The following is a 20,131-nucleotide window of genomic DNA, read 5'->3' as shown; positions in this document are numbered from 1 at the left end:
GTAAGGGGGCGGCTTCCTGATCCCGGAGCCGCCCGCCATGAGCTTCACGCTTGCCATCGTCGGCCGACCCAATGTCGGCAAGTCCACGCTGTTCAACCGGCTGGTGGGCAAGAAGCTCGCGCTGGTCGATGACCAGCCGGGGGTGACGCGCGACCTGCGGGAAGGGGCGGCGAAGCTGTTCGACCTGCGCTTCACCGTCATCGACACCGCGGGCCTCGAAGAGGTCACCGACGACAGCCTGCAGGGCCGGATGCGCCGCCTGACCGAACGCGCGGTCGAGCAGGCCGACATCTGCCTGTTCGTGATCGACGGCCGCGTGGGCGTCACGCCCACCGACGAGGTCTTCGCCGACATCCTGCGCCGCAAGAACGCGCATGTGATCCTTGGCGTGAACAAGTCCGAGGGCAAGGCCGGCGATGCCGGCGCCCTCGAGGCCTTCTCGCTGGGTCTGGGCGAGCCGGTGCGGATCTCGGCCGAGCATGGCGAGGGGATGGACGACCTCTATTACCTGCTGAAGCCGCTGGCCGAGAAATTCGACGCCGAAAGCTACAAGGACGCGCCCGAGACCGATGTCGAGGTGGGCGAAGACGACGACAACACCGAGGGGACCGAGGATCACCGGCCCACGAAGCAGAAGCCCCTGCAGATCGCGGTGATCGGCCGGCCGAATGCCGGGAAATCGACGCTGATCAACAAGATCCTCGGCGAGGACCGGTTGCTGACCGGCCCCGAGGCCGGGATCACCCGCGACGCGATCTCGGTCTCGACCGAGTTCATGGGCGTGCCGATGCGGATCTTCGACACCGCCGGCATGCGCAAGAAGGCCCGCGTGCAGGAGAAGCTGGAAAAGCTGTCGGTCGCCGACGGTCTGCGCGCGGTGCGCTTCGCGGAAGTCGTCGTGGTGCTGCTGGACGTCGAGATCCCCTTCGAGCAGCAGGACCTGCGCATCGCCGATTTCGCCGAGACCGAGGGCCGCGCCGTGGTCGTGGCCGCGAACAAGTGGGATCTGGAAGAGGACAAGCCGCAGAAGCTGAACCTGCTGCGCGAAAGCTTCGAGCGGCTGCTGCCGCAGCTGAAGGGCGCGCCGCTGGTCACCGTGTCGGCCAAGACCGGCAAGGGGCTCGACCGGCTGCACAACGCGATTCTGAAGGCGCATGACGTCTGGAACCGCCGCGTCTCGACCGCGAAGCTGAACCAGTGGCTGGGGGCGATGGTCGAAAGCCACCCGCCGCCGGCCCCCGGCGGGCGCCGGATCCGCCTGCGCTACATGACGCAGGTGAAGACCCGGCCGCCGCAGTTCGTGGTCATGTGCTCGCGCCCCGACGACCTGCCGGAAAGCTATTCGCGCTATCTGGTCAACGGGCTGCGCAACGACTTCGACATGCCGGGGACGCCGATCCGGCTGATTATGCGCTCGCAGGGCGACAAGAACCCGTTCAAGGACCGCAAGTGGTCCACCCCGTCGCGGCTGAAAAAGCATGTCGACGCCGGGAAGACGAAGAAGAAGTGAAACAACAGGGTCGGGGGACATGCATGTCCCCCGAGCCCCCTGCGCTCGGGCGCCTATGCCCGGGCGTCGCGCCAGGCCTTGGCGGCGACCAGCGTCATGATCAGCGCGCCGAGGAGCGCGCCGTAGCGCACCGCCGGGGCATCGCCGAGATTGCCGACGAAGATCCCGAGCAGCGCCCAGACCAGCACGCCGGCATAGAGCGGCGAGCGCGCCTTGAGCGCCACGGCGGCGCCCACGATCAGCAAGACGAGAAGGATCGTCAGCGCGGCGAGGAACTGAGAGATCAGGCCCATGCCGCCCGCGACCACGCCGACCGCCACGCCGGCCGCGGCGGTGGACCAGCCGGCAAAGGCCGCCACCGGCCAGCGCAGCGCGCGCTCCGCGGTGACACCGATGCGCAGAAGCGCCGCCACCGCTGAGCCGGCCATGCCGAGGATCATCGCGGTGGCCAGCAGCGGCAGCAGCGCCGCGACGTTCAGCCAGAGCGCGGCGATCAGCACCGCCACGATCATCGGCGGGCGGATGCGGTCCCAGTCCGCGGCCACGGCCCGTGTGGCGAAGCCGGTCCAGCCGTGCCAGATCAGCGCGGCGAAGAGCGGCAGCCAGATCGAGAAGGTGTAGCCCGCCGGCTGGATCAGCGGATCCGCGATCGAATAGGCGAAGTCGCGCGGATCGTAGCCGCGCACCGAAGGCGCGATCAGCGGCGAGAGCGCGAGGGCGATGGTCAGGGCGAAGAGCCAGAGGGCGCGGGATTTATTGCGGGTCATGCCGCAGGATATGCGCCGCTTGGGCGTGTCGTCCAATCGGTTTCGGCAGGGGGATCTGTGCGGCGGTGCGCGACGGATCGGCTTGGTCCCTGCGTATTGTCCGAGTAAAATCATAGGGCATGAGCCGGACATCCGGATCGCCAGCCTCGACCTGCCGCCCGGCAGGGCCCGCGTCCGGCCCCGCGCTCAGTCCCCGACATTGGATGGACCATGACCGAGATGACAGAGACTGCAGCCCCCGACGCCGCGCCCCGCCCGCTGATCGAACGCCACCGGCACGAGCTGAAGCGCCGGCACCTGCGGGTGTCCGGGATCGAGCGGCTGAGCCCGGCGATGCTGCGGCTGACCTGCGAGGGGCCCGACATGGCGGATTTCCCGTCGCTCTCGCCCGAGGACCACGTGAAGCTGATCGTCCCGGACGGGCAGGGCGGCACGGCGATGCGCGACTACACCCCGCGGCGCTTCGACACCGCGCGCGGCGTGCTGGTGCTGGATTTCGCGATCCACGAGGCCGGGCCGGCGACGGTCTGGGCGCTGGCGGCGCAGGTCGGCGATGCGGTCGAGATCGGCGGCCCGCGCGGCTCGCAGGTCATCGCCGGGCCGATCGCGGACTGGGTGCTGATCGGCGACGAGACGGCGCTGCCGGCGATCGGGCGGCGGATCGAGGAGATGGCGGCGGGCGTGCCGGTCGTGAGCCTTGTGGCCGTGCCGGGGGCGGCGGACGAGCAGGCCTTCGGGACGCAGGCGCGGCACGCGGCGCGCTGGATCCATCGCGCCGATGCCGCGGATCCCGCGCCAGTGCTGGCGGCGCTGGACGGGCTGGCGATCGGGCCACGGACCTTCGTCTGGGTCGCGGCCGAGGCAGGCGTGGCGCGGGCGGTGAAAGAGGCGCTGATCGCCCGCGGCGTGGCGCGCGCATGGATCAAGGCCGCGGGCTACTGGGTCGCGGGCGAGGCCGACGCCTCGGACAAGGACATGTGAGGGAAGGGAGGGGGCGCTGCCCCCTCCCCCCCGGGATATTTGGACCAATGCGAAAGCAGGGGGGGCCGGGGGGGGGGGCGCTCCCCCCCCACCCCCGGGATATTTGGACCAATGCGAAAGCAGGGGGGGCCGGGGGAGAGGCCTCTCCCCCGGTCTTTTCCGTCAGGCGAGCGTGCCCTCGGCGGTGAGCGTGGTCTTGCCGCCGAGGTAGGGGTGCAGTGCCGCCGGCAGCGTGACCGAACCGTCGGCCTGCTGGCCGTTCTCGAGCACCGCGATCAGGGTGCGGCCCACGGCGAGGCCCGAGCCGTTCAGCGTGTGCAGGAACTCGGGCTTGCCACCATCGGCGGGCTTGAAGCGCGCGTTCATCCGCCGGGCCTGGAAATCGCCGCAGTTCGAGACCGACGAGATCTCGCGGAAGGTGTTCTGGCCGGGCAGCCAGACCTCGAGATCGTGGGTCTTGATCGCGCCGAAGCCCATGTCCCCGGTGCAAAGGACGATGGTGCGATAGGGCAGCTCGAGCTTCTGCAGGATCGCCTCGGCGCAGGCCGTCATCCGCTCGTGTTCGGCGGGGCTGTCCCCGGCCTTGACGATCGAGACCATCTCGACCTTCTCGAACTGGTGCTGGCGCAGCATGCCGGCGGTGTCGCGGCCGGCGGAGCCCGCTTCCGAACGGAAGCACTGGGTATAGGCGACATGGCGGCGGGGCAGGGTCGCTTCGGCCACGGTCTCGTCGTTGACGAGGTTGGTCAGCGTCACCTCGGCCGTGGGCACCAGCCACCAGCCGTTGGTGGTCTCGTAGCTGTCCTCGCCGAATTTCGGGAGTTGCCCGGTGCCGTACATCATCTCGGGGCGGACGAGCACCGGGGTCCAGGTCTCGGTCAGGCCGTGGGTGTCGACATGGGTGTCGAGCATCAGCTGCGCGAGCGCGCGGTGAAGGCGGGCGGTCGCGCCCTTCAGCACCATGAAGCGCGCGCCCGAGAGCTTGGCGGCGGCCTCGAAATCGAGGCCGCGGTCGGCGGCGGCGGCGACGGCGGTGAGCTGGTAATGCTCGACCGGCGGGAAGTCGAAGCTGCGCGGGGTGCCCCAGCGGCGGATCTCGACATTGCCGGCCTCGTCCGCGCCCTCTGGCACATCGGCCGCGGGCAGGTTCGGGATCGTCATCAAGAGGTCGCGCAGCGCGGCGTCATCGGCCTTGGCCTCGTCGTTCAGCCGCGCGATCTCGGCCTTCTTCTCGGCGACCAGCGCGCGCAGGCGTTCGAATTCGGCCTCGTCGCCGCGGCCCTTGGCGGCGCCGACTTCCTTGGAGGCCTTGTTCTGCTCGGCCTGCGCGGTTTCGGCGGCGAGGATCTTTGCGCGGCGCGCCTCGTCGAGGGCCAGCACCTGCGACGACATCGACGGCAGACTCCGGCGGCCGAGCGCCTGGTCGAAGGCGGCAGGGTTTTCGCGGATGGCGCGGATGTCGTGCATGGGGTCGCTCCGGGTTCGGGTCCTCGGGCGGCCGGGCTGGCCGCCGCGGCGAGATATGCCCGAGAGCGGGGCGGGGGGGAAGCCCTTGATGGTGCGTGCCACGGCGTCGGCGGTTCGGATATTGCCGGAGTGGCGCCGGACCGGGGCGCGAAGCGGGACGCTGGATGGGTTCGCTGGTCTGCGTCGGGGCGCCTCGGACGGGCGCGGCGGCAAGGGCCTGTTCCCGCGGCGCGACAGCGCGCGGCGGCAGGCAGGCGACGCGGCGCATGGCGAAGCGGCGCGGGTCGCCGTGGGGCGGACGGGGCTTGCGGGGCGGGGCGGTCGCGGGCGGCGGCACTTCCGCGTTGCGGGCGCCGCGCCCTGTTCAGTCGCGCGCGAGGTTGGCGGCGGGCGGCAGCGACAGGGCGGTGGCGATCACCGCGCGCAGGTCGGCGGGCGGGTCCGAAGCCAGCGCCTTCGGCCGGCCCTCGGGGCTGCGGGTCGTGGCCACGGTGATCTCGCGCACCGTCCAGCCCGCGGCCTCCTGCGTCATCATCGGCGCGCCCGAATTGCCCGAGACCACCTCGCAGCCGAGGCCCGTCATCTGCGGCACCACCGTCTCGACCCGGCAGAGGTCGTCGCGCACCGGGGCCTCGGGCGCGTCGCGGCGCCAGCCGACGAGGCTGAGCATGTCGCCCGGCCGTGCCTGCGGCCCCAGCGGCAGCGGTGCGGCGAGCGTGGCCGGCACCGGTGCGGCAAGGCGGAGCAGCGCGAGGTCGGTCACCTCGTTCCAGCGTTGCAGCGGGGCGATGACCTCGGCGCCGCGGAACAGCGCGGCCGCGCTGCCATCGCGCCAGCCGATGGCGAAACGGATCGTGTCCGGCTGCGGCGTGCCGCGACCCGGGATCACGCAGTGCAGCGCCGTCAGCACCAGATCGGGCGCCACCAGCACGCCCGAGCAGATCGCGGCGCCAGGCGCCGGCGCATCGACATAGGCGATGCGGCCGATGGCGGCGAAGGGCCGGGCCTCGGGTTCCGAGAGCGGGCGCTGGCCGCCGGCGGCATGGCCGGGCCCCGGCAGGCCCGCAGCGGTCAGCCCCGCCAGCGCGGCGGCGAGAACGAGGCGGTTGCGTGGCGTCATCGCTCCTCCGATCGGGACAGGGGTCCGGCGCGCTTGGGGGCATCGTAGGGCGGCCGGCGCCCGCACGGCAAGGCCCGCGCCCCGTGCCGGGCCGCGCGGCAGGCTTGAACATTGCGTGACCGCCCGCCCGCGGGCACCGGCGGCGGGCCGCCGATGCTTGCCAACCGGCGGACCCCCGGATAGGGTCCGCGCCGACTTTCCGGGCCTTTTGCAAGGGCGCCGGAGCCCGAGGGATACCCGAAAGAAGGACGACACATGTTCGCAACTCCCGCCTTTGCCCAGGCCGCCGGTGGCGCCGCGGGCGGCGCCTCCGCCTTCGCGCAGTTCGTGCCGCTGATCCTGATCTTCGCGATCATGTATTTCCTGCTGATCCGCCCGCAGCAGAAAAAGGCCAAGGAACACCGCAACATGGTGGACGCGCTGCGCCGGGGCGACCTGGTCGTCACCCAGGGCGGCGTGATCGGCAAGGTCGTCAAGGTCAAGGACGACGGCTCGGAAGTCGAGGTCGAGATCGCCGACGGCGTGAAGGTGCGCGTCGTCAAGGGCTCGATCGCGCAGGTCCTGTCGAAGACCGAGCCGGCCCAGCCCGCAAAGTGAGCGCCGCCGGCGGGGGGCTGCCCCCGCCGCGTCGCTGCCGCGCCCGCGCGGCCCCCTCCCGCCTGCCGCCGGCCCGCCCGGTGGCCCGAGACCGAGCCCGAAGATGCTTCAGATTGCCCTGTGGAAGCGCGTCCTGATCTGGCTGGTGGTCGCCGCCGGTTTCCTGACCGCGCTGCCGAACGCCTTTTACGCACGGGTGGAGGGGCATAACGACGCCATCGCCTCCGTGACGAAATCCGGGGTCGAGACGCCCGAGACCGAGGCCGCCCGCGCCGCCTGGCCGGACTGGATGCCCTCGGGTCTGGTCAACCTTGGCCTCGACCTGCGCGGGGGCGCGCATCTTCTGGCGGAAGTGCATCTGTCCGAGGTCTACGAAGACCGGATGAACGGGCTTTGGCCCGAGGTCCGCGACCGGCTGCGCGACGCCCGCGCCGAGGTCGGCACCGTGCGCCGTGCGCCCTCGGCGCCGGACGAGCTGAAGGTGCAGATCTCGCAGCCCGAGGGCCTGGCCCGCGCCGTCGAGATCGTGCGCGGCATGGCCACGCCCGTGGTGTCGATGACCGGGATGGGGCAGAACGACCTCGAGGTCGCCGGCACCGGCGACACCGTCACCGTCAAGCTTTCGGACGCCGAGCGCACCGCGACCGACGACCGCACCATGCAGCAGTCGCTGGAGATCGTGCGCCGCCGGATCGACGAGGTCGGCACCCGCGAGCCGACGATCCAGCGCGAGGGCGACGACCGCATCCTGATCCAGGTGCCGGGCATCGGCTCGGCCGAAGAGCTGAAGAACCTGATCGGCACCACCGCGCAGCTGAACTTCCAGCCGGTGATCCGCCGCACCAACAATGCCAACGAGGCCCCCGGCGCCGGCAACATGCTGGCCCCCGCCGCGAACGAGAAGGGCGTCTACTACGTCCTCGAGCAGGTTCCGGTCGTCACCGGGGAAGAGCTGACCAACGCGCAGCCCTCGTTCGACCAGAACGGCCGCCCGGCGGTGAGCTTCACCTTCAACCCCTCGGGCGCGCGCAAGTTCGGCGACTACACCGCCGCCAACATCGGGCAGCTCTTCGCGATCGTGCTGGATGACGAGGTGATCTCGGCCCCGCAGATCCAGAGCCACATCGCCGGCGGTTCGGGCATCATCACCGGCAACTTCACCGTGGAAAGCTCGACCGAGCTGGCGGTCCTGCTGCGCGCCGGCGCCCTGCCGGCACAGCTGACCTTCCTCGAAGAGCGCACCATCGGCCCCGAACTGGGGCAGGATTCGATCGATGCCGGCCGCGTCGCCGCCATCGTCGGCTTCTGCGCCGTCACCTTCATGATGGTGGCCAGCTACGGGCTGTTCGGCGTCTTCGCCACCTTCGCGCTGATCGTGAACATGGCGCTGATCCTTGGCGCGATGTCGATGATGGGCGCCACGCTGACGCTGCCGGGCATTGCCGGCCTCGTGCTGACCATGGGCATGGCGGTGGATGCCAACGTGCTGATCTTCGAGCGCATCCGCGAAGAGCTGAAGCGCGGCCGCGGTCCCAGCCGCTCCATCGACCTTGGCTTCGAGCGGGCGATGTCGGCGGTCATGGACGGCAACATCACCACCTTCATCACCGGCCTGATCCTGTTCTTCCTCGGGTCCGGTCCGGTCAAGGGCTTCGCGGTGACGCTGGTCATCGGCCTTGCCACCTCGGTCTTCTCGGCGATCTTCGTCACGCGTCTGCTGATCGTGATGTTCATGGAACGCCGCCGGCCCAAATCCATCATCGTCTGAGGGGACACGCCTATGGCATTCCGTCTGAAGCTCGTCCCCGAAGAGACGAACATCGACTTCTTCAAGGCGCAGGTGATCACCTTCGGCGTCTCGACCTTCCTTGCCATCGCCTCGGTGGTCTGCGTCGCAGTGATGGGGCTGAACTATGGCATCGACTTCCTCGGCGGCACCACGATCCGCACCGAGTCGAGCCAGCCGGTCGATGTCGGCGCCTACCGCCAGGCCGTGTCCGGCGTGGTCGAGGGCGACGTGATCATCACCGAGGTCTTCGACCCCTCGTTCCGCGCCGACCAGCATGTCGCGATGGTGCGCATCGGCGCGCAGGGCGATGCCGAAAGCGTCAGCCCCGCGGTGATCGATAAGGTCGAGCAGGCGCTGAAGACCGTCGACGGCTCGATCAGCTTTCCTTCGGTGGAATCGGTCGGGCCCAAGGTCTCGGGCGAGCTGATCCAGACCGCGGTCCTGTCGGTTCTGGCCGCCTGCGTGGCGATCGGGATCTATGTCTGGCTGCGCTTCGAATGGCAGTTCGCGATCGGGGCGGTCGTCTCGCTGATCCATGACGTGCTGATCACAGTGGGCGTCTTCTCGCTGTTCCAGCTGAAGTTCGACCTGACGATCATCGCGGCGCTGCTGACCATCGTCGGCTATTCGATCAACGACACCGTCGTGGTCTTCGACCGGCTGCGCGAGAACCTGATCAAGTTCAAAACCACGCCGCTGCGCGAGCTGATGAACCTGTCGGTGAACGAGACGCTGAGCCGGACGGTGATGACCTCTGGCACGACGCTGATCGCGCTGATCGCGCTGATCGTCTTCGGCGGCGACGTGATCCGCGGCTTCGTCTTCGCGATGACCTTCGGCATCGTGATCGGCACCTATTCCTCGGTCTATGTGGCCAAGAACGTGGTGCTGTGGCTGGGCGTGAAGCGCGACTGGTCGAAGGCCAAGGACGAAGGCCCGGCGGGCACCCAGTTCGCCACCAAGGCCGACTGAGACATCGGGGGCGGCAGACCCGCCCCCCGGGAAAGGACAGCCCATGCGCATCTCGGAGACGAGCTTCAACGGCGCCGTCGCGGTCGAGGGCTACGGCCCCGGCTTCTGGCGCGCGGGCGGGGTGCTGGTCGAGGGGCCGGCGCTGGTCCGGGCCGAGGGCATCGCGCCCTGGGGCGGCTATGACGACCTGGCGCCGCTGCTGGCTCTGGCCGGGCAGGTGGACGTGCTGCTGATCGGCACCGGGCCGGTGATGGACTACCTGCCGAAGCCCTTCCGCGACGCGCTCGAGGCCGCGGAACTGGGCTACGAGCCGATGGGCTCGACCGCCGCGGCGCGCACCTACAACGTGCTCGTCTCGGAAGGCCGCCGCGTGGCCGCGGCCCTTCTGCCGGCCGGCTGACAATGAGCCGTCCCGCGGCACCGTTCCAGGCCGGGCTTCAGGTCGCGGATCTCGCGGTCGAGCGGGGCGGGATCGCGCTGCTCGAGGGCGTGAGCTTCCGGCTGGAGCCCGGGCAGGCGCTTGTCCTGCGTGGGCCGAACGGCACCGGCAAGACCACGCTGCTGCGCACCATCGCCGGGCTGCAGCCACCGCTGGCAGGCACCGTCTCGGCCCCGCCGGAAAGCATCGCCTATGCAGCCCATGCCGATGGCATCAAGGCGGTGCTCAGCGTGACCGAGAACCTCGCCTTCTGGGCCGCGGTGCACGGCCAGCCTGCGGCGCAGGGCGGGGTGCAGGCGGCGCTGGCGGCGATGAACCTGGGCGCACTGGCGGATCGGCGCGCCGGGGCGCTGTCGGCCGGCCAGAAGCGCCGGCTGGGCCTTGCGCGACTGCTGGTCACCGGGCGGCCGATCTGGCTTCTGGACGAGCCGACCGTTTCGCTCGACACCGCATCGGTCGCGCTCTTCGGGGAAGTGGTGCGCGCGCATCTTGCCGCGGGCGGGGTGGCGCTGCTGGCGACACATATCGACCTCGGGCTCGAGGCCGGGGTGCTCGACATCTCGGCCCATCGCGCGCGCCCTGCCTCGCAGGGCGGGTTCCGCGGCAGCTTCGACGAGGCCTTCGGATGATCCCCGCCTGCGCCTCGGGGCAGAGCCTTGCCCGCGATCCTTCGGGCTCACACGAAACCGTCCGGCAGGCCATTTCCCGGTCGGCGCCGCCCCCCGCGCAGATCCGCCGCCACCTGCCGCGTCAGCAGATGTCGCAGGCCCGCCCATGATCGCGCTGCTGATCCGCGACCTCAGGCTTGCGACCCGCGCCGGCGGCGGCTTCGGGCTGGGTCTTGCCTTCTTCCTGATCGTCACCGTCCTGGTGCCCTTCGGCGTCGGCCCCGAGGGCGGCACGCTGGCCAAGATCGCGCCCGGCATCCTCTGGGTCGGCGCGCTGCTGGCCTGCCTGCTGTCGCTCGACCGGATCTTCGCGCTGGATTTCGAGGACGGCACGCTCGACCTCTTGGCGACGGCACCGGTGCCGCTCGAGGCCGCGGTGGCGCTGAAGGCGGTGGCGCATTGGCTGACCACCGGCCTGCCGCTGGTGATCGCGGCGCCGCTTCTGGGCATCCTGCTGCAACTGCCGCCCGCTGCCTGGGGCTGGCTGGTGCTGTCGCTGGCGCTTGGCACGCCGGCGCTGTCGGCGATCGGGGCCTTCGGAGCGGCGCTGACCGTGGGGCTGAAGCGCGGCGGGCTGCTGCTGTCGCTGATCGTGCTGCCGCTTTATGTGCCCACGCTGATCTTCGGGGCCGAGCTGGTGCTGCGCGGCGCCGACGGGCGTGCGGTCGAGACCCCGCTGCTGCTGCTGGCCGCGATCAGCGTTGGCGCCTTCGCCCTGCTGCCCTTCGCCGCAGCCGCCGCACTGCGCGTGAACTTGCGCTGATTGCCCCCATGTTGTTCAAGGAAGCGGGGAGACGGAGAGTAATCACGCGCATGTCATTGTGGGACTATGCCAATCCGAAGCTGTTCATGCAGACCTCGGGGCGCTTGCTGCCCTGGGTCGCGGTCCTGGCTGCGGTCACGCTGGTGACCGGTCTCGTCTGGGGCTTCTTCTTCACGCCCGACGACTATCGTCAGGGCTCGACCGTCAAGATCATCTACATCCACGTGCCCTCGGCGATGGTGGCGATCAACGCCTGGCTGATGATGTTGGTGGCCTCGCTGGTCTGGATCGTGCGGCGTCACCATGTCTCGGCGCTGGCGGCCAAGGCCGCGGCGCCGGTCGGCATGGTGATGACGCTGATCGCGCTGGCCACCGGGGCGATCTGGGGCGAGCCGATGTGGGGCACCTGGTGGGCCTGGGACCCACGGCTCACGTCCTTTTTGATCCTGTTCCTGTTCTACCTCGGCTACATTGCGCTCTGGAGCGCCGTCGAAAGCCCCGACACCGCCGCGGACCTCACCTCGGTCCTCTGCCTTGTCGGCTCGGTCTTCGCGATCCTCAGCCGCTACGCGGTGAACTTCTGGAACCAGGGGCTGCATCAGGGCGCCTCGCTGTCGATGGACAAGAAAGAGCATGTGGCCGATGTGTTCTGGTATCCGCTTCTGTTCTGCCTCGCGGGCTTCGTGCTGATGTTCCTCGCGCTGGTGCTGGTCGGCACCCGGACAGAGATCCGCCTGCGCCGCCTGAAGGCGCTGGAAGCGCGCGAGCGGATGGCATGATGCCCGATCTCGGCAAATACGCGGCCACGGTGCTGGGCGCCTATGGCGCGAGCGTGGCGCTGATCGTGCTGCTGGTCGCGGTCGTGCTCTGGCGCGGTGCGCGGGTGAAGCGCGCGCTCGAGGCACAGGAAGCGAGGATGGGGCGCAATGGCTAGGATCCCGGTGCTGGCGGTGATCCCGCCCGTGATCTTCGCCGGGCTGGCGGGGCTGTTCCTGTGGGGCATGAACCGCGACGATCCCGCGCAGCTGCCGACCGCCTTTAAGGGCCGCACGGTCCCCGAGGTCGCGCTGGTGCCGCTGCCGGGGCAGGGCGAGCCCTTCACCGACGCGACGCTGCATGACGGCGCGGCCAAGCTGGTGAATTTCTGGGCCAGCTGGTGCGCGCCCTGCCGGGTCGAGCATCCGAACCTGTCGGCCTTGGCCGAGATCGGGGTGCCGATCTACGGCATCAACTACAAGGACGATGCCAATGCCTTCGCCAACGCGACGGGTTTCCTGGCAGAGCTCGGCAACCCCTACCAGCAGGTCGGCGCCGATCCCTCGGGGCGGATGGCGCTGGACTGGGGATTGTACGGCGTGCCCGAGACCTTCGTGGTCGATGGCAAGGGCACGGTGATCCTGCGCTTCGCGGGGCCCATCACCCGCCGGGTGATCGACGAGCAGATCCGCCCGGCGCTGGCCAAGGCCGGGCTCGAGCTGCCCGAGCTGCCGCCGCCGCCCGCCGCCGGCGGCTGACGCCTGAACCGAATCGAGACGAATCGACCGGGCCCCTTGCGGGCCCGTTTTCGTTTCGGCGGACAGCGAGTCGCGCAATTGTCAGGGGCGCGCGAGGCCGGACGCGCAATCTTACAACCTTTGCGGGAAATTCTCGTCGTTCTGGACGATGTCGCAGGCCCCCCCTCTGCGTAGCTTGAATGCAGGTTCCGACGGTTCGGACACCCGCCGCGGCAGATCAAAAACGACCGCGGTCCAGTTTTCGAAAGAGGGAAGATCACATGAAACTCACCAAGCTCCTCGCCCGCTTCCGCCGCGATGAAAAGGGCGTGACCCTGGTCGAATACGGCATCGGCATCACCCTGGCGCTGGTGCTGGGCACCGGCGCTCTGGCGACGCTCGCCGGTAACATCGGCACGTCGATGGCTTCGGCTGGTTCCGTCATGTGCACTGGCGAGGGCGCCGACGTCACCTGCCCGGGCGCAGAGTAACATTTTTATACTTTGATCGCGGCGAACATGGCTCGCCGCGATCGATGTTGTCAGAAGGCAAGGAGGCGCCAGATGCGCATCGGTTCTCTGCTCACCGCCCTTGCGGGCATCGCCGTCGCCGGGGGCTCCGCCTATTACGCCCGTGAATTGCTCGATCAGCCGGTCGCCGCGGCCGAGGCGGAGAACACCGTCATGGCCATCGTCGCCAGCCGCGACATCGCGCTGGGACAGGTCATCGACCCGCAGCTGCTGACCACGATCCGCTGGCCCCGCGACGCGGTGGTGCCCGGCACCGTCTCCAGCGCCAAGGTGCTTCTACCGGCCGCCGGCGGCCAGCCACGCCGCGCCAAGCGCCCGATCGCGGCGGGTGAGCTGATCCTGATGTCCAAGGTCTCGGACTTCGGCGAGAAGGTCACCATCGTCCAGAGCCTCAGCCCCGATGGCCGCGCCATGGCGATCAACGTCACCGCCGGCAGCGCGGTGGGCGGCTTCGTCACCCCCGGCGACCGTGTCGACATCGTCCTGACCCGCAACAAGGACAACGACATGCAGGCCGTCACCATCCTGCAGAACATCCGCATCATCGGCGTCGACCAGACCGCCGACGAGAACAAGGACAAGCCCGGCATCGCCCGCACCGTCACCGTCGAGGTGACGGCCGAGCAGGGCCAGAAGCTGGCCCTTGCCCAGACCGCCGGCCAGCTGAGCCTGACGCTGCGCTCGCTTGAGGCTGCGGACCAGGAGCCGCTGGTCTCGGCCCGGCTCGAGGACCTGATCGTCGACCGCGCCCCGGTCGCGGTCGCCCCCGATGCAGAGCCCGCGCCCGAGCCGGTCAGGGCCCCCGTCATCCGCATCCGCCGCGCCAACGTGCTGGCCGACATCGCCACCAACTGACCCCGGCTTCCGAAGGACACCGCCCATGCCCCCCGTCGCACCCCGCTTCAGAACCGACGAGACGGGCGCCGTGCTCGTCCTGTGGGGCCTGGCCTTCGGCGTGTTCCTGGGGCTGGTCGCGCTGACCTTCGATCTGGGCCGGCTGTCGATCACCCAGACCGAGCTGCAGTCCTATGCCGACAGCGTTGCGCTGGCGGCGGCGGGCGAGCTTGACGGGGGCGATGGCGCCATCGCGCGGGCCACGGCCGCCGCGGCCGCCGCCATCGCGGACAGCCAGACCTTCGGCACCGGCGCGCAGGCGCTGAGCTCTGCCGACTACACGCTGCATTTCCGCCAGACGCTGAGCGCCACCACCGACACGACCGACGACAGCCGGGCCGCCTATGTGCGGGTGGTGATCGCGACCCGCAGCGTGGGCCTGCCCTTTGCCGCGGCCTTCGCGGCCGTGACCGGCCAGGACGCGCCCGGCAACACGACCAACGCGGTCGCCGTCGCCGGCATGACCCAATACGCCTGCGAGGTCGTGGCGCTGATGTTCTGCCTGCCCTCGGCCGCCTACAAGGCCGACGACAACATCGGCCACATGATCAAGCTGCGTGACGCGAAGGGCACCGGCGCCTGGGGCCCCGGCGACTTCGGCTTCGTCGATCCGCCGGCCATCGGCCAGACCAGCGGCCCCTGCGTCGGGCTGAAAGGCGGCCCCTACAACCGCTGCATGATCGGCGCGATCGGCGCGGTGCCGCAGTGCTACGCGCTGCCCGGCGTCGACATGCAGCCCGGCCAGAAGGTCGGCAGCGAAGAGGCGGCCTTCAACACCCGCTTCGACCTCTACCTGTCCTCGATGAGCCAGAATAAGACCGACCCCGCCTATGCGCCGGCCCCGAACGTCATCAAGGGCGTGATCCCGCAGGGCAAGGGCCAGACCTGCGTCGGCACCAATTCCCAGGTTTCGAACACCAAGAAGCTGCCCCGCGACGACTGCTCGGGCAGCAGCTGCGACCGCTTCGGTGACGGGGTCTGGACCACCGGCCGGGCAGCCTATGTGGCCGCCAACTACGGCGCCACCGATCCGCACTCCGGCGCCCGGACCCGCTTCGAATACTACATGGCCGAGATCGCCGCGCATGGTGGCGGCGCCTCGAAGACCGCGATCCTGAGCGGCGTCGGCCTCGACGGCAAGGACCGTGCCGAGACCGGCCGCCCGCAGTGCTCGAGCTACCAGAGTTCCGATCCGCGCCGCCGCGTCGTCATCGCTGCCGGCATCGACTGCACCGCGAACCCGGTCCAGGGCGCAGCCAGCAAGGTGCCGGTCCACGAATACGTCCAGATCTTCCTGACCGAGCCCGTGGTCAGCGACAGCTCGAACTTCGAGATCTGGGGCGAGGTCGTGGGCAGCGCCGGCGGGGCTGGCGGGGCGGGCGGCGACGCCGGGATCTTCCACGATGTCGTCCAGCTGTACCGGTGATGCCATGACCCATTCCCGCATCCCTTCGCCCACCCGCTTCCGCCGCGCCGACGAAGGCGTCGCCCTGGTCGAGTTCGCGCTGCTGCTGCCGATGCTGCTGCTGCTGTTCGCCGTGACGATCGAGGCGGCACGCATGGTCCGTTCATATCAGGCGGTGTCTTCGGGCGTGCGCGACGCCGCACGCTATCTGGCCCGCGTGGCCCCGGCCGACATCTGCGACACCGGCGGCTCGCTTGCGGGCTACGAGGACGCGCTGACCGAGATCGTCTCGCGCAGCTACGACAGCGACGACGACGGTCAGACCTCGTCGGTGGTGACCGCCGGCGTGACCGTGACCTCGGTCGTGCCCGACTACAGCTGCATCACGGCACCCACCGGCTCGACCTACCGGCGCAACCCCTTCGCGGTCGCCTCGGTCACCGCCACGGTCGACTTCACCTTCCCCTTCGCCCCGCTCTTCGCTTTCGGCGGCGGCGGCGCGCTGGAACCCGTCACCGCCACGATCGCGGACGAACAGAGGATCTTCGGGATATGATCGCCGCGCTTCGCACCCTTGCGGCCCGCCTGCGCCGCGACGAGACCGGCACCGCGCTGGTCGAGCTGGCGATGGTCATCCCGCTGCTGCTGCTGCTGTTCTTCGGCCTGATCGATTTCGGGCGGATGGCCTTCAACTATTCGACGACCGAAAAGGCGGTGCAGATGGTCGCCCGCCGCGCGGTGGTCAGCCCGGGCTGCGCCGGGGTCAGCTTCGCCCCCTACCAGAAGGTGTCGGGCCAGGCCTATCCGCTGGGCACCGCCTGCCGGGTGAACGCCAATGCCTGCCAGCCCGTCGCCGACGTCAGCTGCAACGGGGCAAGCTTCTTCGACGATGTCGCGGCTCTGATGCCGGTCGGGGCCACGGCCGACAACCTGCGCATCACCTACAGCTACGACCCGAACCTCGGCTTCCTCGGCGGTCCCTACACGCCGATGGTCACCGTCGAGATCGCGAACCTCGCCTTCGACTTCGTCTCGCCGCTCGCGGCACTCGTCTCGCTGGCCGGCGGGACCCCCACCGATGGCCTCGGAGCCACGACGGCCTTTCCCCCGATCAGCGTCTCGCTGCCGGCGGAAAGCCTCGGCGCCGGCAGCTGAAAGGAAACGCACGCCATGAAACGCTCGCTCATCCTGGTCACCGACGACGGCGCGATCGCCGAGACGCTGCGCGGCTGCCTGTCGGACCGTCCCGGCGTCGAGATCGAGGTCCAGCCCGGTGCGCTGTCGCGCATCAACGGCACCGCGGTGCTGCTGGCCCAGACCCATGACATCGTCATGTTCCGCGTGGCCCCCGACGCCGAGGCCGATGCCGAGGCGATCCGGCGGATGCGGGCCGAGGTCACTGGCCCCTGCACGCTGGTTGCGCTGGCCGATACCGCGATGCCGCTGGGCCAGGCCAAGGCGCTGGAACGCGCCGGCGTCGACGAGATCCTGCCGCTGCCCCTGGCCCCGGCCGAGGTCGCGGGCTGGATCGATGCCTGGGAGCGCCGCCGCACCGCGCTGGCCCTGTCGCGGCCGGCCGAGTCCGAGCGGCTGGGCAAGATCGTCTCGGTCATGCCGGCCCGCGGCGGAATCGGTGCCACCACGGTCGCCGTCAACCTCGCCGACCAGCTCGTCGGACGCTCGGGCTTCCGCGGCCGCAAGGTCGAGGGCCGCGTGGCGCTGATCGACCTCGACCTGCAGTTCGGCGCGGTCGCCAGCGCGCTCGACCTCGAGCCCAACGATGCGCTGGCGCGCATGGCGACCGGGGCGATCATCCCCGATGCCGCCTTCCTGCGCGACGCGATGGTCGAGCATCCCTCGGGCCTGCATGTCCTGACCGCGCCCGAGCAGTTCCTGCCGATGGATGCGGTCAGCCGCGCCCAGGTCGACGCGCTGCTGCGCGAGGCACGGCGGCAGTTCGACCATGTCGTGGTCGACGTGCCGCGCACGCTGGTCGACTGGATCTCTCCCGTGCTGCGGCTGAGCGACCGCACCATGCTTGTCACCGACAGCACCGTGCCCTCGATCCGCCAGTCGCGCCGCCTGATCGACTTCTTCACCGAAGAGGTCATCGACCTGAAGATCGACGTGGTGGTGAACCACGAGGCGCGCCCGATGTTCAAGGGCCGCCACCACGCCGAGGCCGCCAAGATCCTTGGCCGGCCGCTCAAGCACTGGCTGCCCCATGACGCCCGCGCCGCGCGCCAGGCGCTGGACCGCGGCGAGACGCTGGCCGCCAGCGCGGGCCGCGCGCCGCTGGCCCGCGCCATCCGCACCATGGCCCGCAGCCTGTCCGAAACCCAAGCCGCCGACACCCGGCACTGAGAGGGACGAGATGTTCAAAGGTTTCAGCAAATCCAAGGGCGACACCCCCTCGAACGTGATCTCGCTGGCCGCCGCCACCGGGCATGACCTGGTGACGACGCTGCCCGATACCGGCGAGGACCCCGAGCTGCAGCGCTGGCTCGACCTGAAAAGCCGCCTGCACGAGGCGCTTCTCGACCGGCTGAACCTTGCCGCGCTCGACAAGGTCGAGCCCGAGGAACTGCGCCGCGAGGTCGGCACCCTGATCGCGGCCATGCTGACCGAGATGGGCGAGCGGCTGTCGACCGTCGAGCTCGACCGGGTCATCACCGAGGTGATCGACGAGGTGCTGGGCCTTGGCCCGCTCGAGCCGCTGCTGGCCGACCCGACCGTCAACGACATCCTCGTGAACGGCTATCGCAACGTCTATGTCGAGCGCCGCGGCGTGCTGGAGCGGGTCCGCACCCGCTTCCGCGACGAGCGCCACCTGCTGCGCGTCATCGACCGGATCGTGTCGCGCGTCGGCCGCCGCGTCGATGAAAGCACGCCCTGGGTCGACGCCCGCCTGGAAGACGGCAGCCGCGTCAACGCGATCATCCGGCCCTGCGCCATCGACGGCCCCTCGGTCTCGATCCGCAAGTTCTCGCGCCAGCCCTACACGATGGACCGGCTGGTCGACGCGGGCGCCCTGAACGGACGCGCCGCCCAGCTGCTGCGCGGTCTCGTGCAGGCGCGGATGAACGTGCTGATCTCGGGCGGCACCGGTTCGGGCAAGACCACGATGCTGAACGCGATGTCCTCGTTCATCGACGAGCGCGAGCGCATCGTCACCATCGAGGACGCGGCGGAACTGCAGCTGCAGCAGGCCCATGTGGTGCGGCTGGAAACCCGCCCGCCGAGCCCCTCGGGCAATGGCGCGGTCCACCAGCGCGACCTCGTGCGCAACGCGCTGCGGATGCGGCCAGACCGGATCATCGTCGGCGAGGTGCGCGGCGGCGAGACCTTCGACATGCTGCAGGCCATGAACACCGGCCACGACGGCTCGATGACCACGATCCACGCCAACACCGCCCGCGACGCGCTGGGCCGGGTCGAGCAGATGGTGACGATGACCGGGATCGACTTCCCGATGCGCTCGCTGCGCGCCCAGATCGCCTCGGGCCTGCATTTCGTCGTGCAGCTCTCGCGGCTGGCGGACGGCAAGCGCCGGGTGATCAGCGTCTCGGAAATCACCGGGATGGAAGGCGACGTGATCACGATGCAGGACATCTTCGTCTTCCGGAAGACCGGTCGGTCGGAAAGCGGCGAGGTGCTGGGCGAGTTCGTGGCCACCGGCATCCGTCCGCGCTGCGCCGACCAGCTTCTGGCCGCGGGCGTGCAGCTGGGCGACAACGCCTTCCTGGCGGGGGCCTGAGCCATGTCCGAGCTTTTCACCCAGAACGAGGCGACGCTGGTCCTGCTGGTGGGCGTGTTCCTTGGCGTCCTGCTGGCGATCACCGGCCTTGCGCAGGTGCTGCAGCGGGGCGAAAACCGGCAAGAGGCGCGCAACCGGCGCTTGAAGATGCTGGCCAAGGGCGCGACGCCGCAGGCCGTGCTCGACCTGCTGAAGCCGCCGGTGCGCCATTCGCGCCTGTCCGTGCTGCGGCCGATCGCGGGGCTTGAACGCGCGTTGCGCCAGTCGGGCTCGACGATGCCGGTCGACGGCTTCCTGCTGCGCTGCCTGCTGGGCTGCGTGGGGGCGCTCGCGGTCACCGTGACGCTGGTGCCGGCGATCACCGCGGTGCCGCTGGCGCTGGTGCTGGGGCTTGGCCTGCCGGTGATGGTCGTCCGTGTGCGCCAGGGCCGCCGGATGGCGGCGATGACCGCGCAGATCCCCGACGCGCTCGACCTGATGGCGCGGGGGCTGCGCGTGGGTCATCCGCTGAACACCTCGATCGGCAACGTCGCCCGCGAGATGGCCGACCCGATCGGCACCGAGTTCGGCATCGTCTTCGACCAGGTCAGCCTGGGCGAGGATCTGGTCGACGCGATCCACGACTTCGCCGACCGCGTCGACATCGAGGACGTGCGCTATCTGGCGGCCAGCATCGGCATCCAGCACGGGGTGGGGGGCGACCTCGCGCGGGTGGTCAGCGTCCTGTCCAAGGTCGTGCGCGGCCGCATCGCGATGCGCCGCCGGATCAAGGCGATCTCGTCCGAGGGACGGATGACCGGCTACTTCCTGTCGGCGCTGCCGGTGCTGATGGTCGGTTTCACCATGATCACCAACCCCTCCTACTACACCTCGGTCGCGGATGATCCGCTGTTCCCGAAGCTGGCCGCCGCCGTCGTGGTGCTGACCGTCGTGAACGCGCTTCTGCTGCGCCGTCTCGTCAACTTCCGGATCTGAGGAG

The 20,131-nt window shown here is 70.1% G+C and carries 22 protein-coding genes; 19 read left to right on the top strand and 3 right to left on the bottom strand.

The window, feature by feature from the left end; translation table 11 throughout:
- Positions 1–37: 37 nt before the first annotated feature.
- Positions 38–1,510, top strand: a complete 1,473-nt coding sequence (der, locus tag V8J36_RS11790) for a ribosome biogenesis GTPase Der (RefSeq protein WP_336467475.1) — start codon at positions 38–40, stop codon at positions 1,508–1,510.
- Positions 1,511–1,563: 53 nt separating this feature from the next.
- Here der and V8J36_RS11785 read toward each other — a convergent pair whose 3' ends face one another.
- On the bottom strand, positions 1,564–2,277 hold the full coding sequence (locus V8J36_RS11785) for a hypothetical protein (RefSeq protein WP_336467474.1): 714 nt from the start codon (positions 2,275–2,277) through the stop codon (positions 1,564–1,566).
- A 210-nt stretch (positions 2,278–2,487) separates the two neighbouring features.
- Between V8J36_RS11785 and V8J36_RS11780 the strand changes: the two genes are divergently transcribed.
- Positions 2,488–3,258 carry a siderophore-interacting protein gene (locus V8J36_RS11780; RefSeq protein ID WP_336467473.1) on the top strand — a complete coding sequence of 257 codons (771 nt, stop codon included), beginning with the start codon at positions 2,488–2,490 and terminating at the stop codon, positions 3,256–3,258.
- Positions 3,259–3,420: 162 nt separating this feature from the next.
- On the opposite strand, the gene serS is transcribed toward V8J36_RS11780, so the two are convergent.
- Entirely contained in the window at positions 3,421–4,725 is a 1,305-nt protein-coding gene (serS, locus tag V8J36_RS11775; RefSeq protein WP_336467472.1) for a serine--tRNA ligase, read from the bottom strand.
- Between the two features lie 364 nt (positions 4,726–5,089).
- Entirely contained in the window at positions 5,090–5,845 is a 756-nt protein-coding gene (locus V8J36_RS11770; protein WP_336467471.1) for a trypsin-like serine peptidase, read from the bottom strand.
- A 255-nt stretch (positions 5,846–6,100) separates the two neighbouring features.
- On the opposite strand from V8J36_RS11770, the gene yajC reads away from it, so the two are divergent.
- The 17 genes from yajC to V8J36_RS11685 all read left to right on the top strand — a co-directional run bounded on the left by yajC (position 6,101) and on the right by V8J36_RS11685 (position 20,127).
- Complete coding sequence (yajC, locus tag V8J36_RS11765) at positions 6,101–6,442, top strand: preprotein translocase subunit YajC (RefSeq protein WP_336467470.1); 342 nt, start codon at positions 6,101–6,103, stop codon at positions 6,440–6,442.
- A 103-nt stretch (positions 6,443–6,545) separates the two neighbouring features.
- Positions 6,546–8,210, top strand: coding sequence for a protein translocase subunit SecD (gene secD / locus V8J36_RS11760; RefSeq protein ID WP_336467469.1), 1,665 nt, complete (start codon positions 6,546–6,548; stop codon positions 8,208–8,210).
- Positions 8,211–8,222: 12 nt separating this feature from the next.
- Positions 8,223–9,203 carry a protein translocase subunit SecF gene (gene secF, locus V8J36_RS11755; RefSeq protein WP_336467468.1) on the top strand — a complete coding sequence of 327 codons (981 nt, stop codon included), beginning with the start codon at positions 8,223–8,225 and terminating at the stop codon, positions 9,201–9,203.
- Positions 9,204–9,246: 43 nt separating this feature from the next.
- Positions 9,247–9,603, top strand: a complete 357-nt coding sequence (locus V8J36_RS11750; RefSeq protein ID WP_336467467.1) for an Mth938-like domain-containing protein — start codon at positions 9,247–9,249, stop codon at positions 9,601–9,603.
- A gap of 2 nt (positions 9,604–9,605) precedes the next feature.
- Positions 9,606–10,271, top strand: a complete 666-nt coding sequence (gene ccmA / locus V8J36_RS11745) for a heme ABC exporter ATP-binding protein CcmA (RefSeq protein ID WP_336467466.1) — start codon at positions 9,606–9,608, stop codon at positions 10,269–10,271.
- A 145-nt stretch (positions 10,272–10,416) separates the two neighbouring features.
- A complete protein-coding gene (gene ccmB, locus V8J36_RS11740) occupies positions 10,417–11,073 on the top strand; it encodes a heme exporter protein CcmB (protein WP_336467465.1) in 657 nt (218 codons plus the stop codon).
- A gap of 50 nt (positions 11,074–11,123) precedes the next feature.
- Positions 11,124–11,852 (top strand): heme ABC transporter permease, encoded by a 729-nt coding sequence (locus V8J36_RS11735; protein ID WP_336467464.1) that lies wholly within the window; start codon positions 11,124–11,126, stop codon positions 11,850–11,852.
- Positions 11,852–12,007, top strand: a complete 156-nt coding sequence (ccmD, locus tag V8J36_RS11730) for a heme exporter protein CcmD (protein WP_442902477.1) — start codon at positions 11,852–11,854, stop codon at positions 12,005–12,007. Before V8J36_RS11735 ends, ccmD begins: the two co-directional genes overlap by 1 nt.
- Positions 12,000–12,587 carry a DsbE family thiol:disulfide interchange protein gene (locus V8J36_RS11725; RefSeq protein WP_336467462.1) on the top strand — a complete coding sequence of 196 codons (588 nt, stop codon included), beginning with the start codon at positions 12,000–12,002 and terminating at the stop codon, positions 12,585–12,587. The genes ccmD and V8J36_RS11725 overlap by 8 nt, the downstream gene beginning before the upstream one ends.
- Before the next feature lie 260 nt (positions 12,588–12,847).
- Positions 12,848–13,057, top strand: a complete 210-nt coding sequence (locus tag V8J36_RS11720) for a Flp family type IVb pilin (protein ID WP_336467461.1) — start codon at positions 12,848–12,850, stop codon at positions 13,055–13,057.
- Positions 13,058–13,129: 72 nt separating this feature from the next.
- On the top strand, positions 13,130–13,951 hold the full coding sequence (gene cpaB / locus V8J36_RS11715) for a Flp pilus assembly protein CpaB (RefSeq protein ID WP_336467460.1): 822 nt from the start codon (positions 13,130–13,132) through the stop codon (positions 13,949–13,951).
- Positions 13,952–13,976: 25 nt separating this feature from the next.
- The gene (locus tag V8J36_RS11710; RefSeq protein ID WP_336467459.1) at positions 13,977–15,416 is read left to right on the top strand and encodes a TadE/TadG family type IV pilus assembly protein; all 1,440 of its coding nucleotides are present in this window, start codon (positions 13,977–13,979) and stop codon (positions 15,414–15,416) included.
- Between the two features lie 4 nt (positions 15,417–15,420).
- The gene (locus tag V8J36_RS11705) at positions 15,421–15,951 is read left to right on the top strand and encodes a TadE/TadG family type IV pilus assembly protein (protein ID WP_336467458.1); all 531 of its coding nucleotides are present in this window, start codon (positions 15,421–15,423) and stop codon (positions 15,949–15,951) included.
- The gene (locus tag V8J36_RS11700) at positions 15,948–16,550 is read left to right on the top strand and encodes a TadE/TadG family type IV pilus assembly protein (RefSeq protein ID WP_336467457.1); all 603 of its coding nucleotides are present in this window, start codon (positions 15,948–15,950) and stop codon (positions 16,548–16,550) included. Before V8J36_RS11705 ends, V8J36_RS11700 begins: the two co-directional genes overlap by 4 nt.
- A gap of 15 nt (positions 16,551–16,565) precedes the next feature.
- Entirely contained in the window at positions 16,566–17,759 is a 1,194-nt protein-coding gene (locus V8J36_RS11695) for an AAA family ATPase (protein ID WP_336467456.1), read from the top strand.
- A gap of 10 nt (positions 17,760–17,769) precedes the next feature.
- Positions 17,770–19,152: a CpaF family protein gene (locus V8J36_RS11690; protein ID WP_336467455.1), complete on the top strand. Its 1,383-nt coding sequence runs from the start codon at positions 17,770–17,772 to the stop codon at positions 19,150–19,152.
- A 3-nt stretch (positions 19,153–19,155) separates the two neighbouring features.
- A complete protein-coding gene (locus V8J36_RS11685) occupies positions 19,156–20,127 on the top strand; it encodes a type II secretion system F family protein (RefSeq protein WP_336467454.1) in 972 nt (323 codons plus the stop codon).
- Positions 20,128–20,131 lie beyond the last annotated feature (4 nt).

Source organism: Frigidibacter sp. MR17.14 (assembly GCF_037095735.1).
GTDB lineage: Bacteria > Pseudomonadota > Alphaproteobacteria > Rhodobacterales > Rhodobacteraceae > Frigidibacter.
Note: the sequence above shows the minus strand (reverse complement) of the source record. Positions and strands in the feature narration are given on the sequence as shown.

Coding starts and splice junctions, on each gene's coding strand:
- V8J36_RS11695 (WP_336467456.1), top strand. CDS start 16,566: ATGAAACGCTCGCTCATCCTGGTCACCGACGACGGCGCGATCGCCGAG.
- ccmA (WP_336467466.1), top strand. CDS start 9,606: ATGAGCCGTCCCGCGGCACCGTTCCAGGCCGGGCTTCAGGTCGCGGAT.
- cpaB (WP_336467460.1), top strand. CDS start 13,130: ATGCGCATCGGTTCTCTGCTCACCGCCCTTGCGGGCATCGCCGTCGCC.
- V8J36_RS11700 (WP_336467457.1), top strand. CDS start 15,948: ATGATCGCCGCGCTTCGCACCCTTGCGGCCCGCCTGCGCCGCGACGAG.
- V8J36_RS11750 (WP_336467467.1), top strand. CDS start 9,247: ATGCGCATCTCGGAGACGAGCTTCAACGGCGCCGTCGCGGTCGAGGGC.
- yajC (WP_336467470.1), top strand. CDS start 6,101: ATGTTCGCAACTCCCGCCTTTGCCCAGGCCGCCGGTGGCGCCGCGGGC.
- V8J36_RS11720 (WP_336467461.1), top strand. CDS start 12,848: ATGAAACTCACCAAGCTCCTCGCCCGCTTCCGCCGCGATGAAAAGGGC.
- V8J36_RS11770 (WP_336467471.1), bottom strand. CDS start 5,845: ATGACGCCACGCAACCGCCTCGTTCTCGCCGCCGCGCTGGCGGGGCTG.
- V8J36_RS11710 (WP_336467459.1), top strand. CDS start 13,977: ATGCCCCCCGTCGCACCCCGCTTCAGAACCGACGAGACGGGCGCCGTG.
- V8J36_RS11785 (WP_336467474.1), bottom strand. CDS start 2,277: ATGACCCGCAATAAATCCCGCGCCCTCTGGCTCTTCGCCCTGACCATC.
- V8J36_RS11735 (WP_336467464.1), top strand. CDS start 11,124: ATGTCATTGTGGGACTATGCCAATCCGAAGCTGTTCATGCAGACCTCG.
- V8J36_RS11780 (WP_336467473.1), top strand. CDS start 2,488: ATGACCGAGATGACAGAGACTGCAGCCCCCGACGCCGCGCCCCGCCCG.
- V8J36_RS11685 (WP_336467454.1), top strand. CDS start 19,156: ATGTCCGAGCTTTTCACCCAGAACGAGGCGACGCTGGTCCTGCTGGTG.
- ccmD (WP_442902477.1), top strand. CDS start 11,852: ATGCCCGATCTCGGCAAATACGCGGCCACGGTGCTGGGCGCCTATGGC.
- V8J36_RS11690 (WP_336467455.1), top strand. CDS start 17,770: ATGTTCAAAGGTTTCAGCAAATCCAAGGGCGACACCCCCTCGAACGTG.
- V8J36_RS11725 (WP_336467462.1), top strand. CDS start 12,000: ATGGCTAGGATCCCGGTGCTGGCGGTGATCCCGCCCGTGATCTTCGCC.
- der (WP_336467475.1), top strand. CDS start 38: ATGAGCTTCACGCTTGCCATCGTCGGCCGACCCAATGTCGGCAAGTCC.
- ccmB (WP_336467465.1), top strand. CDS start 10,417: ATGATCGCGCTGCTGATCCGCGACCTCAGGCTTGCGACCCGCGCCGGC.
- secD (WP_336467469.1), top strand. CDS start 6,546: ATGCTTCAGATTGCCCTGTGGAAGCGCGTCCTGATCTGGCTGGTGGTC.
- secF (WP_336467468.1), top strand. CDS start 8,223: ATGGCATTCCGTCTGAAGCTCGTCCCCGAAGAGACGAACATCGACTTC.
- V8J36_RS11705 (WP_336467458.1), top strand. CDS start 15,421: ATGACCCATTCCCGCATCCCTTCGCCCACCCGCTTCCGCCGCGCCGAC.
- serS (WP_336467472.1), bottom strand. CDS start 4,725: ATGCACGACATCCGCGCCATCCGCGAAAACCCTGCCGCCTTCGACCAG.